Origin of the sequence: Mesorhizobium zhangyense (assembly GCF_011045115.1) — a bacterium.
Taxonomy (GTDB): domain Bacteria; phylum Pseudomonadota; class Alphaproteobacteria; order Rhizobiales; family Rhizobiaceae; genus Mesorhizobium_M; species Mesorhizobium_M zhangyense.
The window spans coordinates 1-16,927 of sequence record NZ_JAAKZG010000014.1 but is presented as its reverse complement, the minus strand read 5'-3'; the positions used below and the strand labels follow the sequence as shown (position 1 = coordinate 16,927).

General features: G+C 62.5%; 18 protein-coding genes. 15 read left to right on the top strand and 3 right to left on the bottom strand.

The features are described from left to right. Positions 1–9: 9 nt before the first annotated feature. The 3 genes from G6N74_RS24315 to G6N74_RS24305 are packed head-to-tail and all read right to left on the bottom strand — an operon-like array spanning position 10 to position 2,712. The gene (locus G6N74_RS24315) at positions 10–975 is read right to left on the bottom strand and encodes a PDR/VanB family oxidoreductase (protein ID WP_165120596.1); all 966 of its coding nucleotides are present in this window, start codon (positions 973–975) and stop codon (positions 10–12) included. Then, positions 972–1,571, bottom strand: a complete 600-nt coding sequence (locus tag G6N74_RS24310; protein WP_165120595.1) for a dimethylamine monooxygenase subunit DmmA family protein — start codon at positions 1,569–1,571, stop codon at positions 972–974. Before G6N74_RS24310 ends, G6N74_RS24315 begins: the two co-directional genes overlap by 4 nt. 7 nt (positions 1,572–1,578) lie before the next feature. Continuing rightward, a complete protein-coding gene (locus tag G6N74_RS24305) occupies positions 1,579–2,712 on the bottom strand; it encodes an aminomethyl transferase family protein (RefSeq protein WP_165120594.1) in 1,134 nt (377 codons plus the stop codon). A gap of 364 nt (positions 2,713–3,076) precedes the next feature. Here G6N74_RS24305 and G6N74_RS24300 point away from each other — a divergent pair, with 364 nt between their 5' ends. From G6N74_RS24300 to G6N74_RS24230, 15 genes are all read left to right on the top strand, one after another. After that, the gene (locus tag G6N74_RS24300; RefSeq protein ID WP_091915527.1) at positions 3,077–3,367 is read left to right on the top strand and encodes a hypothetical protein; all 291 of its coding nucleotides are present in this window, start codon (positions 3,077–3,079) and stop codon (positions 3,365–3,367) included. Between the two features lie 29 nt (positions 3,368–3,396). After that, positions 3,397–3,777: a hypothetical protein gene (locus G6N74_RS24295; protein ID WP_165120593.1), complete on the top strand. Its 381-nt coding sequence runs from the start codon at positions 3,397–3,399 to the stop codon at positions 3,775–3,777. Positions 3,778–3,787: 10 nt separating this feature from the next. Beyond that, on the top strand, positions 3,788–3,949 hold the full coding sequence (locus G6N74_RS24290; protein ID WP_091915136.1) for a hypothetical protein: 162 nt from the start codon (positions 3,788–3,790) through the stop codon (positions 3,947–3,949). 9 nt (positions 3,950–3,958) lie between these two features. After that, entirely contained in the window at positions 3,959–5,368 is a 1,410-nt protein-coding gene (locus tag G6N74_RS24285) for an APC family permease (RefSeq protein WP_165120592.1), read from the top strand. 72 nt (positions 5,369–5,440) lie between these two features. Continuing rightward, positions 5,441–6,118 (top strand): hypothetical protein, encoded by a 678-nt coding sequence (locus G6N74_RS24280; protein ID WP_165120591.1) that lies wholly within the window; start codon positions 5,441–5,443, stop codon positions 6,116–6,118. Between the two features lie 2 nt (positions 6,119–6,120). Continuing rightward, on the top strand, positions 6,121–6,423 hold the full coding sequence (locus G6N74_RS24275) for a hypothetical protein (RefSeq protein WP_165120724.1): 303 nt from the start codon (positions 6,121–6,123) through the stop codon (positions 6,421–6,423). A 157-nt stretch (positions 6,424–6,580) separates the two neighbouring features. Further along, a complete protein-coding gene (locus G6N74_RS24270) occupies positions 6,581–7,477 on the top strand; it encodes a class II glutamine amidotransferase (protein WP_165120590.1) in 897 nt (298 codons plus the stop codon). 46 nt (positions 7,478–7,523) lie between these two features. Then, on the top strand, positions 7,524–8,210 hold the full coding sequence (locus tag G6N74_RS24265) for a GltB/FmdC/FwdC-like GXGXG domain-containing protein (protein ID WP_165120589.1): 687 nt from the start codon (positions 7,524–7,526) through the stop codon (positions 8,208–8,210). A gap of 12 nt (positions 8,211–8,222) precedes the next feature. Next, positions 8,223–9,551 carry an FMN-binding glutamate synthase family protein gene (locus G6N74_RS24260; RefSeq protein ID WP_165120588.1) on the top strand — a complete coding sequence of 443 codons (1,329 nt, stop codon included), beginning with the start codon at positions 8,223–8,225 and terminating at the stop codon, positions 9,549–9,551. Positions 9,552–9,616: 65 nt separating this feature from the next. Beyond that, a complete protein-coding gene (gene glnT / locus G6N74_RS24255) occupies positions 9,617–10,924 on the top strand; it encodes a type III glutamate--ammonia ligase (RefSeq protein WP_165120723.1) in 1,308 nt (435 codons plus the stop codon). 36 nt (positions 10,925–10,960) lie between these two features. Continuing rightward, the gene (locus G6N74_RS24250) at positions 10,961–12,214 is read left to right on the top strand and encodes a sarcosine oxidase subunit beta family protein (protein ID WP_165120587.1); all 1,254 of its coding nucleotides are present in this window, start codon (positions 10,961–10,963) and stop codon (positions 12,212–12,214) included. Positions 12,215–12,227: 13 nt separating this feature from the next. Then, the gene (locus tag G6N74_RS24245) at positions 12,228–12,533 is read left to right on the top strand and encodes a sarcosine oxidase subunit delta (protein WP_165120586.1); all 306 of its coding nucleotides are present in this window, start codon (positions 12,228–12,230) and stop codon (positions 12,531–12,533) included. Next, on the top strand, positions 12,533–15,514 hold the full coding sequence (locus G6N74_RS24240; protein ID WP_165120585.1) for a sarcosine oxidase subunit alpha: 2,982 nt from the start codon (positions 12,533–12,535) through the stop codon (positions 15,512–15,514). The genes G6N74_RS24245 and G6N74_RS24240 overlap by 1 nt, the downstream gene beginning before the upstream one ends. Continuing rightward, positions 15,507–16,145 carry a sarcosine oxidase subunit gamma gene (locus G6N74_RS24235; protein WP_165120584.1) on the top strand — a complete coding sequence of 213 codons (639 nt, stop codon included), beginning with the start codon at positions 15,507–15,509 and terminating at the stop codon, positions 16,143–16,145. The genes G6N74_RS24240 and G6N74_RS24235 overlap by 8 nt, the downstream gene beginning before the upstream one ends. 124 nt (positions 16,146–16,269) lie before the next feature. Continuing rightward, the gene (locus G6N74_RS24230; RefSeq protein WP_165120583.1) at positions 16,270–16,845 is read left to right on the top strand and encodes a DUF2380 domain-containing protein; all 576 of its coding nucleotides are present in this window, start codon (positions 16,270–16,272) and stop codon (positions 16,843–16,845) included. Positions 16,846–16,927 lie beyond the last annotated feature (82 nt).

Here is a 16,927-nt window from a genome sequence, read left to right as displayed (position 1 = left end):
CCCTTCGAGCTAGCGTTCAAGTACGAGGGATTTTCCTTCGAACCGCGAAACGCATGGCATGATCTTGCAGCCGGAGCGGTGTTCTTCTTCCGACAGCCAATGGTCGTTGTGCAGGAACTTGCCGTCATAGGAGACGACATTGGTTTCGCACTGGCCGCAGACGCCGCCGCGGCAGAGATAGGGCGGATCGACACCGGCTGCCTCGATGGCTTCGAGCAGGCTCTGCTGCTCGCCGACGCGGATCTGCTTGCCGCTGACGGCGAGCGTCACATCGAACGGCTTGCCCGGCTGCGGTGCTGCGAAATGCTCGTAGTGTACCGTCTCGCTCGGCCAGCCGGCCTCGCTTGCTGTCCGGCGCACCCAGTCGATCATGCCGGCGGGGCCGCAGATGTAGAGATGCGTGCCGAGCGGCTGCGAGGACAACAGCTTTTCGAGCGGCAGCTTTTCGTCGCGGTCGTCGTGGTAGAGATGGATGCGCCTGCCATAGCGGGCCTGCAGCACGTCGGCATAGGTGCCGAGCGCTTCGCTGCGGCAGGTGTAGTGCAGTTCGAAATTGCCGCCTTCGCCGGCAAGCTGCGAGGTCTGCGCCATGAAGGGCGTGATGCCGATACCGCCGGCGATCATCAGATGCTTCCTGGCCCTGAGATCGAGCGAGAACAGGTTGACCGGATTGCTGATGACCATGCGCTGACCGGGCTTGACCCGATTATGCATGAACAGCGAACCGCCGCGCCCGACATCGTCGCGCCGCACGCTGATCGTGTAGTCGGTCGTGTCGAGCGGCGAACTCATCAGCGAATAGGGGTTGAGGCGGGTGCGGTCGTCGTCGCGCATTTCCACCACGACATGCGCGCCGCCGGAAAAGGTCGGCAGGATGGCGCCGTCCGTGCGCCGGAAATGGAAGCGCTTGACCAGTTCGTTAACGGGGACGATATCGGTGACGGTGACGTCGATCTTGCTCGTTCCGGCGCTCAACGGAAAATCTCCTCTTTTGGAGGGTTCTCGGTCGGGTCTTCCGCATTGATGCACACCCCCTGGAAGGCGGCGATGCGGCGCGAATAATGATCGCGTACCAGAAGAAGCAGGCCGCAATGCGAGCAGGTCGCGGGCTGGGTCGTCACATTCTCGGTGATGCCCTTGCAGTGGACGCACTGCACCCGCCGCGCCAGCGAGCCGCGCTGCTCGGTCTGGATCGAGGTGTGATCAATGCCGGCTTCAAGGGCCGCCTGCATGGCCTGGCCGATCAGCCCTTCGGTGCCGGAGAGGTAGACGCGCAGGCCCATATGCGCCGTCGCCAGCGTCTGGCGCAGGCGCGGCAGGGCGCTGGCGATCGAGGGGCCTTCATAGAATTGCGCCGGCTGGAGCTTCTTCAACGGCTCGACATATTTCGTGCCGGTGGCGCCGGGAACGAACATGATGTGGGCATCGGCGAAGAAGCCGGCGGGCGCGCTATTGGCCATGTCGAGGATCGCCGCTGCGCCCTCGGCGTCGGCGATGAAGAGATGGTGCTTTCCCGGTTGCGGCGAGAGCGTGCCATAGACCGGTCGGCTCAATATGGTCTTTGCCGTCATGCCCGGCTCAACCCTTTGCGGTGCGCTTCAGCTTCTTGGGATCGTCGAAGGGCAGCGGTTGCGCTGTCGCCTTGATCTTGCCGCCGGCGTTGTGGATTTCAAGCGGCGTGCCGGCGACCGCGCAATCGACCGGCATGCGGGCGATGCCCATCGATTTATTGACCAGCGGCGAATACATGGCGCAGGTGACGACGCCGACCTGCTTGCCGTCCTTGAAGATCGGCGCGCCTTCGTCGGCCGGTTCCTTGCCTTCCAGCAGCACGCCGTAAATCTTGAAGCGCTCCTTGCCTTTCAGGCGGTAGTGCTCCTCAGCACCGCGGAAGCCGGTCTTGCCCGGGCTGACGGTGAAGTCGAGGCCGAGTTCCCACAGCGTGTCGCCGGGGCCTTCGTTCTCGAACGGATACTTCTGGGAATTGTCGTAGGGGTAGAAGAGCAGGTAGCTCTCGACGCGCAGCATGTCGAGCGTGGTGAAGCGGCAGGGGATGATGCCCATATCCTTGCCTTCTGCGAGGATCGTGTCCCAGATCGTGCCGGCGTCCTGGCCGCGACAGAAGATTTCATAGCCGCGCTCGCCGGTGTAGCCGGTGCGCGAAATCATCACCGGGAAGCCGAACAGGCGCGTCTGCATGTGATGGAAGTAATTCAGGTCGCGAATGCCCGGCACATGCTTGGCGAGAAAGTCGACGGCAAGCGGACCCTGCAGCGACAGGTCGTGGAGATTGTCGTCGAAGCGCAGCGACACGTCGCGGCCCATGGCGGCGCGCTGCAATTCCTCATGGCCGGTGCCCGAACCATGCACGACCATCCATGAGTTCGGCCCCATGCGGTAGAGGATGCAGTCGTCGGTGAATTTTCCCGCCTCGTTGAGCATGCAGGCATAGACCGACTTGCCCGGATAGACCTTCTCGACATCGCGCGTGGTGGCGAGATCGAGCAGATGGGAGGCGTGAGGGCCGTTGACGTGGACCTTCTTCAGGCCCGAGACATCCATAAGCCCGGCCTTGGTGCGGATGGCGACATATTCCTCGTCAGCGTCCTTGTCGTAGGTCCAGGCGGTGCCCATGCCGCTCCAGTCTTCGAGCTTGGAGCCAAGGGCGCGATGGCGATCCGCAAGGGTCGAGAATCTCCAGGATGCCGTCATCTGATACATCTCCCATTTGCACTTTGCTTGATTTCGCCCCCGCGCGAAATGCTGCAACTTTGATTGCCGGCCATAGTGCCTCAAATTTCCGGACACGCAACACTGTAGTGCAAAAAATTTCATTATCAGGCAAAATCAGGGATTGCCGGTGACAAGTCCTTGGACGCAGGTTTCGCTAGAAAAAGGACCTGGATTCGCTCCACGATATTCCGGTGCGTTGTGGTTTACGCCGCGTAAATACGCCTTGACATCGGGGTTGCGCGGGTATTTTCTTCGCAAACAAAAATGTTGCCTGGCAGTATAATTCCCACAGGGAAAGCGGCGCTCCGCCAGGCCAATACGAGCGCTGTCGAAAGGGAGAGAAATGTCGGACCTCAATCAGCGGATTGAGGCCATGTACCGTTCTGACGTGCGCGGTGCGTGGCTTCTCGTAGTACTTCTCTGGATAACCCTGCTCTTCGTCCTGTTCATGACCTGGCCCTACATCCCCAATAGCGGGATCAGGGTTGCGGTGGTCGTTGCTGCTGCCGCGGTGCTCATTTTCAACACCGCCGCGATCCGGGCGATGGTCAAGCACTACGCCGAAGACAAGCACTTCATCTACGGGCTGGATATCCAGCATCTGGACGCGGCGAAGCGGGAGAAGAATCTCTAGCGCTCTGGCAGGTTTTGGGAGGACAAAGAATGCCGAAATATATACCACCCGAACAACCGAAAGTGATGCAGGTCATCGACATCGCCTTCATCGTTGTCGCTATCTTCGTGGCGCTGTGGCTGCCGCTGAAACTCGGCCTTGCCGGTGTTTCCAAGGCCATCGACAAGATCGAGAACCCGACCTGGGAAAGCCTGGGGCAAAACCCGACCATGGTCGGATTCTGGGAGAAGCTCGGTTACGACCCGACGACCGCCCACGACATCATCCAGAACAAGTTCCACTACACCTGGGACATCACCACGCTACTCGTCATGGTCGTCGTGGTCGTCGGCTATTTCATCTTTCTCTTCCGCGCCTCCGACAAGGAATACCGCGAAGTGATCGACGAAAAGTTCGGCGACAAGAAATAGGAGCGAAACGATGTGGTTCACACTTTCCTATGTCGCCTGGGCGCTTTCGGCGGTTCTCGCCGCCTGGATGCTCTTCGACTGGTTCAAGACCGACACGACCTATTCGGAAGACGTGCTGACCTCCTCGCGCGAAGGCGAGATCGAGGCAGCCACCGAAAAACACAAGCTCTGAGGGCGTTCGATGACTGACGCTGCAATCACTACCTCACCGTCGACGGTGGCGCCCGGCCAGCGGGTTTCGCTGCTGCGCGTGCTCGGCCCGGCCCATGTCTGGGCATTGGGCGTCGGCATCGTGCTGGTCGGCGAATATACCGGCTGGAACTTCGCCGTCGACAAGGGCGGCTCGCTGGCCGCGCTGATCGTCTGCTGGTTCATCGGGCTGCTCTACACTTCGGTCGCGATGATCGATTCCGAAGTGACCTCCACGGTCGCCGCCGCCGGCGGCCAGTATGCGCAGGCCAAGCATATCGTCGGCCCGTTGATGGCTTTCAATGTCGCGCTCTATCTCGTCTTTGCCTATACGATGCTCGAGGTTTCCGACGCTATCCTCGTTGGCGACCTGATCGTGACGGTGGCCGGAACCGAAGGGCTGGAACGGCACGCTTTCGTCGTGCTGACCATCGTCGTGCTTGCCTGGCTCAACTATCGCGGCGTGCTGATGACGCTCAACGTCAACTTCGTCATCACCGCGATCGCCTATGTCGCCATCATCATCCTGTTCTTCTCGGTCCAGCCATGGAGTCAGGGCACGGTGCTGAAGCTCGGGGACCTGATCACGCCGGAAAACGCGCTGCCCTATGGCTGGATCGGCGTTCTTGCGGCCTTCCATTTCGGCATCTGGTTCTATCTCGGCATCGAGGGCACGACGCAGGCCGCAGAGGAAGTGCGCTCCCCGGCGCGTTCGCTGCCCTATGGCACGATGGCGGGCATGATCACGCTGCTGATCGGCGCCGCCATGACCTGGTATGTCTGCGCTTCGCTGCTGCCGTGGGAGTATCTCGGCTTCACCTTCTTCCCGCTGTTCGACGCGGCGAGGGCAACGGGCTCGGGCTTCCTCGAGACGCTGCTGTTCTGGGGCACGGTGCTGGCGGCTGTCGCTTCGGCTAATGGCTGCATCAACGATGCGGCACGCGCCTGGTTTTCGCTCGGCCGCGACCGTTACCTGCCGACATGGTTCTCGGCGGTGCATCCGAAATACCGGACTCCTTACCGGTCGATCCTGTTCCTGCTGCCGATCGCGCTGGCCTTCGCCTTCATCGCCGATTTGAACCAGGCGATCACCTTCTCGATCCTGTCGGGCCTGCTCGGCTACACCTTCATGTCGATCAACATCATGATGTTCCGCAGGAAATGGCCGCTGGGTTCGATCCGCCGCGGATATACGCATCCGTTCCACCCGATGCCGGCGATCGCGCTTCTGTCGATCTGCGTCATCACCTACTTCGCGGTGTTCCTCGGATACGGTTCACAGCTCATCGCCATGACGCTGTTCTATATCGTCGTGTCGATCTGGTTCCACTTCTACCGCTACAAATATGTCCGGCGCGGCGACCAGTTCACCATGCCGTGGCCGAAGCCGATCGGCTACTGACGACCTGAAACCGGCGGCCCACGCGATAGGTGCGGGCCGCCGAAACATCGCAAGGCAAGCGGAGCGATCATCGTGAAAACCGCACTCGGCATCCTGCTTTTCGCGCTTGTGGCGTGGCAGCTCGTCCGTATGTTCCAGCGCAGCCGTGAGACTGTGGCTGAGCGGCAAGGGCTTCTGTTCAGCACGGTGAAAGAGTTGCTTGAGAACCCGGTCGTGCGTGAACTTCAGGCACCGGACCATCCCGTCTTGGAAGGGCAGTTCCGTGGCCTGCCGGTGCAGCTTCGCCCGGTGGTGGACACGCTTGCGGTGCGCAAGCTGCCGAGCCTGTGGCTTCAGGTGACGATCCCGATCGCCACTAGCGTTGGCGGCACGTTCGATTTCATGATGCGGCCTGCCGGGCCGACGAGCTTTTCGAACTTCGACCACCTGCCGCATATCGTGGCGTCGCCTGCCGGATGGCCGGAGGACGGCCTGCTGCGCAGCGACGATCCGCACAATATGCCACCGCCGGGCGCGGTTGCGCCGGCGCTGCCGCTGTTTGCCAATCCGCGCATGAAGGAATTCCTGGTTTCGCCCAAGGGCGTGCGCATCGTGATCCAGATCGCGGAGGCGAACCGCGCGCAATATGGCGTCTTTCGGCAGGCGGAGTTCGGCGACATCGTCATCAATCCTGACCTTATCGAGGCGGTGCTCAACCGGATGGTGGCCGTGGTCTACAATCTGCGCCAGCCTATGGAGGTCGCAGCGTGACGATGGTTGCCGAGGCGAAAGAGCCATTCAAGCCGCTGGCGATCCTGGCTGCCTCCATACTGGTGCCGGGCGCGGGACATCTGCTGCTCGGCTATGCGCAGCGCGCGCTGATGTTCCTGTTCTTCATGGCGGTATTCGGCTGGGTCGGCATCCGGCTGCTGCCGGACGGCTCGTTTTTCGCGCGCCATTCCGGAGCCATTCTGATCTATGGTTTCTGCGTGCTCGACGCCTACAAGATCGCGCGGATCCAGCACGAGAAATGGCGCTTTGCGCGAAGGCAGGAAAACACGCCGCCAGCGGCGTGATGCCACGACATACAGAGCGCACGCCGGGGACGGCGCCGGGCTGTTTCAAGTTGCGCCCTTTCTTTTCTCACATGAAAAAAACATTCATATGGGTTGAACTCAATTTTCAAAACTGCTAGCCATTGAAGTCAGAAAACTCGCAAGGAGGTTCAAGCCGATGTGTGGCATTGTTGGACTGTTTCTTAAGGATAAATCGCTGGAGCCTCAGCTGGGCGCCATGCTGTCGGAAATGCTGGTTCTGTTGACCGATCGCGGGCCGGACAGCGCCGGCATCGCTATCTATGGCGCGTCGCAGAAAGATCACGGCAAGCTGACGATCCAGTCGCAGCAGCCGGCGCGCGATTTTGCCGGGCTGGAAGCCGAGCTCGGCAAGAAAATTGGCGCGTCAGTGACGATGCTGGTGAAGTCCACCCATGCCGTGCTCGACGTGCCGCGCAACAAGCTCGAAGCGGCGCGCGACGCCATTGCCGAACTGCGCCCGGATGCGCGCGTTATGGGCATGGGCGACACGATCGAGATCTACAAGGAAGTCGGCCTGCCCGAGAAGGTGGCGGAACGCTTCGAAGTCTCGAAGATGAGCGGCACGCATGGCATCGGCCACACCCGCATGGCGACAGAATCCGCTGTCACCACCATGGGTGCGCATCCGTTCTCGACCGGGCCGGACCAGTGCCTCGTGCACAACGGATCGCTGTCCAACCACAACAATGTGCGGCGCGAACTGAAGCGCGAGGGCATGACGTTCGAGACTGAGAACGACACCGAAGTCGCAGCCGCCTACCTGTCGCACAAGATTTCCAACGGGCAGGATCTTGGCCAGGCGCTGGAATCGAGCCTCAGCGATCTCGATGGCTTCTTCACCTTCGTCGTCGGCACCAAGAACGGCTTCGGCGTGGTGCGCGATCCGATCGCCTGCAAGCCTGCGGTTCTGGCCGAAACCGACCAGTATGTCGCCTTCGGTTCCGAATACCGCGCATTGGCCAAGCTGCCCGGCATCGACGGCGCCAAGGTCTGGGAGCCGGAACCCTCCACCGTTTATTTCTGGGAGCACTGAAACCGTGAAACACGATGTCGTCAATGTAGCGGAAAGGAGCTCCGGCATGCAGGTCTTCGACCTTGCAAAGTCAACGCTGCGTGAACTCAACCAGGCGCTTCACAACGTCCAGAACGGCTCCAACGAGACGGCCTGGGAAGTGCTCAATCCCAAGGGCAGCCACGCGGTCGCGGCGGGTGTCGATGCGCCGATCAGCGTCGATGTGCGCGGCAGCGTCGGCTACTATTGCGGCGGCATGAACAGCGAAGCCACTATCACGGTGCACGGCTCGGCCGGCCCCGGCGTCGGCGAGAACATGATGTCGGGCTCGATTGTCGTGAAGGGCGACGCCAGCCAGTATGCCGGCGCCACCGGCAAGGGCGGGCTGCTGGTGATCGAGGGCAACGCCTCGTCGCGCTGCGGCATCTCGATGAAGGGCATCGACATCGTCGTCCACGGCAATATCGGCCATATGTCCGCCTTCATGGCGCAGTCGGGCCATCTCGTGGTGCTGGGCGATGCCGGCGATGCGCTGGGCGATTCCATCTACGAGGCGAAGCTTTTCGTGCGCGGTAACGTCAAGAGCCTGGGTGCCGACTGCATCAAGAAGGAGATGCGGCCCGAGCATATCGCCAAGCTTAGGGATTTGCTCGACCGCGCCGGCGTCAAGGACGTCAAGCCCGAGGAGTTCACGCGCTACGGCTCGGCCCGGACGCTCTACAATTTCAACATCGACAATGCCGACGCGTATTGAGGCAAGATCAGAATGACCTATCAGAACCCGCCGACAAAGCCCCGATACTCCGCGACATTCGACGAATATACGCTGTCGGAAATCCGCCGCGCCGCAGCCACCGGCATCTATGACATTCGCGGCGCCGGCGCGAAGCGCAAGCTTCCGCATTTCGACGACCTGCTGTTTCTCGGCGCGTCGATCTCGCGCTACCCGCTCGAAGGTTATCGCGAAAAGTGCGAGACCAGCGTCGTGCTCGGCGCGCGCCATGCCAAGAAGCCGATCGAACTGAAAATCCCGATCACCATAGCCGGCATGAGCTTCGGCTCGCTATCGGGTCCGGCCAAGGAAGCGCTCGGCCGCGGTGCCTCGCTTTCAGGCACTTCAACCACCACCGGCGACGGCGGCATGACCGAGGAAGAGCGCGGCCATTCGCAGACGCTGGTCTACCAGTATCTGCCGTCGCGCTACGGCATGAACCCGCGCGACCTGCGCCGCGCCGACGCGATCGAGATCGTGGTCGGGCAGGGCGCAAAGCCCGGCGGCGGCGGCATGCTGCTTGGCCAGAAGATTTCCGACCGCGTCGCCGAAATGCGCACGCTGCCCAAGGGCATCGATCAGCGTTCGGCCTGCCGTCATCCCGACTGGACCGGCCCGGACGATCTCGAAATCAAGATCCTCGAAATCCGCGAAATCACCGACTGGGAAAAGCCGATCTATGTGAAGGTCGGCGGTGCGCGCCCCTATTACGACACGGCCCTTGCGGTGAAAGCGGGTGCCGATGTGGTGGTGCTCGACGGCATGCAGGGCGGCACTGCCGCCACGCAGGAAGTGTTCATCGAGAATGTCGGCCAGCCGACGCTCGCCTGCATCCGGCCCGCCGTTCAGGCGTTGCAGGATCTCGGCATGCACCGCAAGGTCCAGCTCATCGTCTCCGGTGGCATCCGCAACGGTGCCGATGTCGCCAAGGCGATGGCGCTGGGTGCCGATGCGGTGTCGATCGGGACCGCCGCCCTTGTCGCGCTCGGTGACAACGACCCGCGCTGGGAGGCCGAATACCAGGCGCTCGGCACGACCGCTGGTGCCTATGACGACTGGCATGAGGGAAAAGACCCGGCAGGCATTACCACGCAGGATCCGGAACTGATGAAACGTGTCGACCCGGTTGCCGCGGGAAGGCGATTGGCGAATTATCTTAAAGTGATGACGCTTGAGGCACAGACCATCGCGCGCGCCTGCGGCAAAAATCATCTCCACAATCTCGAGCCGGAGGACCTCTGCGCACTGACAATCGAAGCCGCTGCAATGGCACAGGTGCCGCTGGCGGGAACCAGCTGGATACCGGGAAAGAACGGTTTCTGATCAAATAAAAAAACTGAGAGGAACATGCCATGGGAACGGCATTCGAAAGCAAACGGGGAACTGCTGTGGCAAACGATCTCGCAGAATTCGCAAAGGCGAATAACGTCAAATATTTCATGATTTCCTACACGGACCTGTTTGGCGGCCAACGCGCCAAGCTGGTTCCGGCGCAGGCGATCTCGGACATGCAGAAGGAAGGTGCGGGCTTTGCCGGCTTTGCCACCTGGCTCGACCTGACGCCGGCGCATCCCGACATGCTGGCCGTGCCGGACCCGTCTTCGGTCATCCAGCTGCCGTGGAAGCGGGATGTGGCGTGGCTTGCCTCCGACTGCGTCATGGAAGGCAAGAGCGTCGCCCAGGCGCCGCGCAACACGCTGAAGCGACTGGTGGCGGAGGCTGCGGAAGAGGGCATGCGCGTCAAGACCGGCGTCGAGCCCGAATTCTTCCTGACCACGCCGGGCGGCGACAAGATTTCCGACGAATACGATACGGCGACGAAATCCTGCTACGACCAGCAGGCGGTGATGCGCCGCTACGACGTCATCGCCGAGATTTGCGACGCCATGCTGGAACTCGGCTGGCAGCCCTACCAGAACGATCATGAGGATGCGAACGGCCAGTTCGAGATGAACTGGGCCTTCGACGATGTGCTCAACACCGCCGACAAGCACTCTTTCTTCAAGTTCATGACCAAGTCGATTGCCGAGAAGCATGGCCTGCGAGCCACCTTCATGCCCAAGCCGTTCCAGGGCCTGACCGGCAATGGCTGCCATGCCCATATCTCGGTGTGGGACCTCGACGGCAAGAGCAACGCCTTCGCCGACAAGAATGCCGAGCTCGGCCTCTCGGCCAAGGGCAGGCACTTCCTCGGCGGCATCATGAAGCATGCTTCCGCGCTTGCCGCGATTACCAATCCGACGGTCAATTCCTACAAGCGCATCAATGCGCCGCGCACGGTTTCGGGCGCGACCTGGGCACCCAACACTGTGACCTGGACCGGCAACAACCGCACCCACATGGTGCGCGTTCCCGGCCCCGGCCGCTTCGAGCTTCGCCTGCCGGACGGTGCGGCAAATCCCTATCTGATGCAGGCTGTCATCATCGCCGCCGGTCTTGATGGCATTCGTACGAAAGCCGATCCGGGCGAGCGCAGCGATATCGACATGTACAAGGACGGCCACACCGTCACCAACGGTCCGAAGCTGCCGCTGAACCTGCTCGACGCCCTGCGCGAATACGACAAGGACAGCGGGCTGAAAGCGGCGATGGGCGAGGAATTCTCCAGTGCTTTCCTGAAGCTCAAGCATCAGGAATGGAATGCCTACGCCTCCCACTTCACGCAGTGGGAACGCGAAAACACTCTCGACGTGTAATTCGGAAATAGCAGGCCTGCGCGGCGGAAACCCTTGATGAAATATTCGATCTTCTCTCTCGCGCGGGCAGCCCTTTCAGGACACAAGAACTGGCCCCGTACCTGGCGCGATGCCCAGCCGAAAAGCCACTACGATGTGGTCATCATAGGCGGTGGCGGGCATGGGCTGGCGACGGCCTATTTCCTTGCCCACAAATACGGCATCCGCAATGTCGCGGTGCTGGAGAAGGGCTGGATCGGCTCCGGCAATGCCGGCCGCAACACCACTATCGTGCGCTCCAACTACATGCTGCCCGGCAATACCGGCTTCTATGAGCTTTCGATGAAGCTCTGGGAGCGGATGGAGCAGGACCTCAACTACAACACGATGATGAGCCAGCGCGGCATCGTCAATCTCTACCACTCCGATGCGCAGCGCGACGCCTATGCACGGCGCGGCAATGTCATGCGCATTAACGGCATCGATGCCGAATTGCTCGACCAGGCGCAGGTCCGCAAGATGATGCCGTTCCTGAATTTCGACAATGCGCGCTTCCCCATCCAGGGCGGGCTGCTGCAACGCCGCGCCGGCACGGCGCGCCATGACGCGGTGGTGTGGGGCTATGCCCATGCCGGCGACCGGCTCGGCGTCGACATCATCCAGAACTGCGAGGTCACCGGCTTCACCCGCGACCAGAACGGCAAGGTGACCGGCGTCGAGACTTCGCGCGGCGCGATCGGTGCCGGCAAGGTCGGCATGGCGGTGGCGGGCAATTCGTCCCGCGTCGCGGCGATGGCCGGCATGCGGCTGCCGATCGAAAGCCATGTGCTGCAGGCCTTCGTCTCCGAAGCGATCAAGCCGCTCATTCCCGGTGTCCTCACATTCGGTGCCGGCCACTTCTATGTCAGCCAATCGGACAAGGGCGGTCTGGTCTTCGGCGGCGACATCGACGGCTACAATTCCTACGCCCAGCGCGGCAACATGCCGGTGATGGAGGACGTCTGCGAAGGCGGCATGGCGCTGATGCCGATGATCGGCCGCGTGCGCCTGCTGCGCCAGTGGGGCGGCATCATGGACATGTCGATGGACGGAACGCCGATCATCGACAGAACGCCCATCGACGGGCTCTATCTCAATGCCGGCTGGTGCTATGGCGGCTTCAAGGCGACGCCGGGCTCGGGCCTCGTCTTCGCCCATCTGATCGCCACCGACACGCCGCACGAGGAAGCAAAGCGCTTCCGGCTCGACCGCTTCCAGCGGGGCGCGATGATCGACGAAAAGGGCGTTGGCGCCCAACCGAATTTGCACTGAAGGCGGATCAGGAATGCGCATTGCATGCCCATTTTGTGGCGAACGCGAGAACGGCGAATTCACCTATCTCGGTGACGCCAAGCCGAAGCGCCCGGCGATGGTCGCCATCGACGGCGGCGCGGGTGCGCCCGGCGAAGCCGAGGCCTTCTACGACTATGTCTATCTGCGCGACAATTTTGCCGGCGAGATGAGCGAATACTGGTATCACGGCGGCGGCTGCCGCTCCTGGCTGGTCATCGAGCGCAACACGCTGACCCATGACATCAAATCGGTGCGCGCCGCGCCGGGCGCGGGTGCAGCCAAGGCGGGGGCGAAGTAATGGCTTCCGCGCAATCCAACCGTCTCGCCAAGGGCGGACTGATCGACCGCAACGCGCCGCTTTCCTTCACCTTCGACGGCAAGGCGATGATCGGCTATGCCGGTGACACGCTGGCCTCGGCGCTGGTCGCCAATGGCGTCACGCTGGTTGGCCGCTCGTTCAAATATCATCGGCCGCGCGGCATTCTCACCGCTGGTCCGGAAGAGCCTAATGCGCTGGTCGAACTGCGCAGCGGCGCGCGGCGCGAAGCCAACACCAAAGCGACCACCGCCGAGCTTTATGACGGGCTCGACGCGTTGAGCCAGAACCGCTGGCCCTCGCTCGGCTTCGACGTGATGTCGGTGAATTCGCTGCTGTCGCCGATCTTCGTTGCCGGCTTCTACTACAAGACTTTCATGTGGCCGGCGAAGTTCTGGGAAAAGCTCTACGAGCCCGCCATCCGCCGCGCCGCGGGCCTTGGCCGTACGAGCGGGATTGCAGATCCCGACCATTACGAAAAAGCCTGGGCGCATTGCGATGTGCTGGTCGTCGGTTCCGGTCCGGCCGGACTGGCTGCCGCCCTTGCCGCCGGCCGCACTGGCGCGCGCGTGATCCTCGCCGAGGAAGATCGTCTGGCCGGTGGACGGCTGAATAGCGACGGTGGCGAGATCGACGGCATGCCGGCGGGCGAATGGCTTGCCGGCGCGCTGGCTGAGCTGGAAGCGCTGCCGAATGTCCGCATCATGACGCGAACCGCGGTGTTCGGCGTCTACGACGGCGGCACCTATGGTGCGCTGGAGCGCGTCAATGACCATCTGCCGGTTCCGCCGGTTCACCAGCCGCGCCAGCGTCTGTGGCGCATCGTCGCCAAGCGTTGCGTGGTGGCTGCGGGCGCGATCGAGCGGCCGATCGTCTTTTCCGGCAACGACCGACCGGGCGTTATGATGGCTTCCGCCGTGCGGACCTATGTCGAGCGTTTCGCGGCGGCACCGGGCAAGCGGCTGGCGCTGTTCACCAACAATGACGACGGCTGGAAGACCGTCGAGGCCGCGCATCGCGCCGGCATCGAAATCGCCGCCGTTATCGATTCCCGCAAAGATTTGTCGCAGCATCATCGCGCGCTGGCGCAAAGCGGCGGCTTTGCTGTGCACAATGGCGTCGTGGTTGATGTTAAGGGTGGCAAGACGGGTGTCAGCGGCGTCGAGATCGCACTGGCCAATGGCGGCAGTGCACAAATTGCCGCCGATGTGCTTGCCATGTCGGGCGGCTGGAACCCGTCCGTCGGCCTGTCGTCGCATCATCGTGGCCGGCCGAAATGGCGCGAGGATATCGCAGCCTTCGTGCCGGAGGGTGCCCCGGCAGGAATGCTTTCGGCAGGTGCCGCCAATGGCGACTTTTCGCTGAGCGCCTGCCTGCGCACTGGCCATGAGGCAGGGCTGGCGGCTGCATCGGACCTTGGCTTCAAGGGTAGAGCCGGCAAAGCGCCAGCCGCGAGCGACGAAGCCATTTCCATCTCGCCGCTCTGGCATGTCGAGGGTCGGAAAAAAGGTTTTGTCGACTTCCAGCATGACGTGACTGCCTCCGACATCGCACTTGCGCAGCGCGAGGGTTTCGAATCCGTCGAGCATCTGAAGCGCTACACCACGCTCGGCATGGCGACCGACCAGGGCAAGAACTCAAATGTCACCGGCCTGGCGATCATGTCGGAGCTGACGCGGCGCTCGATCCCGCAGACCGGCACCACCATCTACCGCCCGCCGCATGTTCCGGTGGCGATCGGTGCCTTTGCCGGCCATCATCGCGACGAGAATTTCCATTCGGTCAGGCTGACGCCGTCGCATCACTGGGCGGCTGAGCGCGGTGCGGTGTTCGTCGACACCGGCCTGTGGAAGCGCGCGCAATGGTATCCGATTGCCGGCGAAAACGACTGGCTGACCTCGGTCAACCGCGAAGTGCTGACTGTCCGCAACGGCGTCGGCTTCTGCGATGTCTCGACGCTCGGCAAGATCGACGTGATGGGCAAGGATGCCGGCGCTTTCTTGGACCGCGTCTACATCAACGCCTTCGCCTCGCTGGCCGTCGGCAAGGCCCGCTACGGGCTGATGCTGCGCGAGGACGGCATCGTCATGGACGACGGCACCACCTCACGGCTGGCTGAAGACCATTATTTCCTCACCACCACCACGGCCAAGGCCGGTCCGGTGATGCAGTATCTCGAATTCTGCCGGCAGGTGCTGTGGCCGGAGCTGGACGTGCAGCTCACCTCTTGCACCGACCAGTGGGCGCAGTTCTCCATCGCCGGGCCGAAGACCCGCGACTTGCTGCGCGAGATTGTCGATCCTGCGGAAGACCTGTCCAACGAAGGCTTTCCCTTCATGGGGGTGCGCGAAGTGCGCCTGCGCGGCGGCATGTTTGCGCGGCTGTTCCGCATCTCCTTCTCGGGCGAGATGGCCTTCGAAATCTCGGTCCCGGCCCGCTATGGCGATGCGATGGCGCGCAACCTGATGAAGGCCGGCGAGCCCTTCGGCGTCGTGCCTTACGGCACCGAGGCGCTTGGCGTCATGCGTATCGAAAAGGGCCATATCGCCGGCGCCGAACTCAATGGCACGACGACGGCAGACGATCTCGGCCTCGGCAAGATGATGTCGAAGAAGAAGGATTTTGTCGGCCGCGTCATGGCCGGGCGCGAGGCGCTGACGGCGCCCGATCGTCAGGTCGTTGTTGGTCTGAAACCGGTCGACAAGGCAAGGCGGCTGCGCTCCGGCGCGCATATCATTCCGAAGGGCGCGGCAGTCGGCCCGGACACGGACCAGGGTTATGTCACCTCGGTCTGCCACTCGCCGATGCTCGGCCAGTGGATCGGCCTCGGCCTCGTCGAGCGCGGGCGCGAGCGCATCGGCGAGATCGTGCGCGCGCATGACCCGCTGCGTGGCGAGGACTATTACGTCGAAATCTGCAACCCGGTCTTCTACGATCCCGAGGGAGGGCGTCAGCGTGGCTGATTTCACCTGGACCACCCGCTCGCCGCTGCAGCAGGCCGTCATTGCCGGCAGGCACGGCGCGGCGATTGCCAAGGCCGGCATTCGCCTGTCGGAAATCCGTGACTTCGATCTGGTGCAGGTCTTTGCGCGACGCGGGCAATGGGCCGCGACCGCCAAGGCCGCCAAAGCCTATTTCGGCGTTGCCGCACCGACCGGGCCGAAGGCGGTGACGGGCAAGAAGGGCGTGCTGGTCTGGTCCGGTGCCGACCAGTTCATGGCGCTGTCGCCGCGCCTCGGTACGATCCAGCCGGTCGATGGCTTGCGTGGTGTCTTCGAGGGTTTCGCTTCGCTGTCCGACCAGTCCGACGGGCGCTGCCTGATCCGCCTGTCCGGACCGAGGGTGCGCGAGATGCTGGCGAAGGTGAATTCGCTCGACCTGCATGACGGCGTGTTTCCGATTGGGGCGGCCGCGACCACCTCCATCGATCACACGGCGGTCAATCTCTGGCGTGACGCCGATGCTCCGGACGGTTCGCCGGTGTTCAATGTGCTGGTGTTTTCGAGCTTCGCCGACAGCCTGTGGCATACGCTGGTCGACTCGGCGGCCGAATATGGCATCGAGGTGGAAACCGTCTCCATCGCCGTGGACTGATCGCAAACGCCTCCTTCTAATTGACAAGACTGCGCCGGTTGAGTTGGCCGGCGGCTGCTCCTAAGCTTTGCCGATCATGATGATTGGTCTGAGGGCGGATCGCCCGGCAGACCGGGAGGTCGGCATGAACAGTCGCGTCAAATCGAATGCGAGATGCGAAGCTTCGACGGACGGCCGAAGGCTGGTCGTCCTCGCCTTGGCCGCCAGCGTGCCCTTGCTTTGCGCGCTCGTTCTTTTCTTCGCAATTGCCTCGAATGCTCATGCCAGCGAAGAGCGCCTTTCGATGGCGCTTGGCGATTTTTATCTGGTCGATTCTTCCGGCGAGGTGCGCAATCAGGATGCCGAACACGAGGCGCGGCTGAAGCGTTTCGACGAGATCATGCACGATGAACTGTCGAAGAGCGGAAAATTCTCGCTGGCTCAGATGCAGTGCCCGGACGCGGGCTGCACGAGCAAGGAGCTGCAGCTCGACGACATGCTGGACCGCGCCAAGGGCGCCGGGGCACGGTTCGTCACGGTTGGCGCGGTCGAGAAGATGAGCACGCTGGTGCTGTGGACGCGCTTCGAGGTCTATGACGTTCCGAGCCGCCAGATCGTGTTCAACCGCCTGCTGACCTTTCGCGGTGATAATGATGAAGCCTGGCAGCGTGCGGCGCGCTATGCGGCGAGGGAGTTGATCAAGAACGCTCCGGTGAAGTGAGGGTGGCATCCCGTTGATGGGGAGGGTCGTCGCGTAGCGCTGGAGCGAGCCGATCACGCGTGCTGCCTTGCGTCCTGTAGTT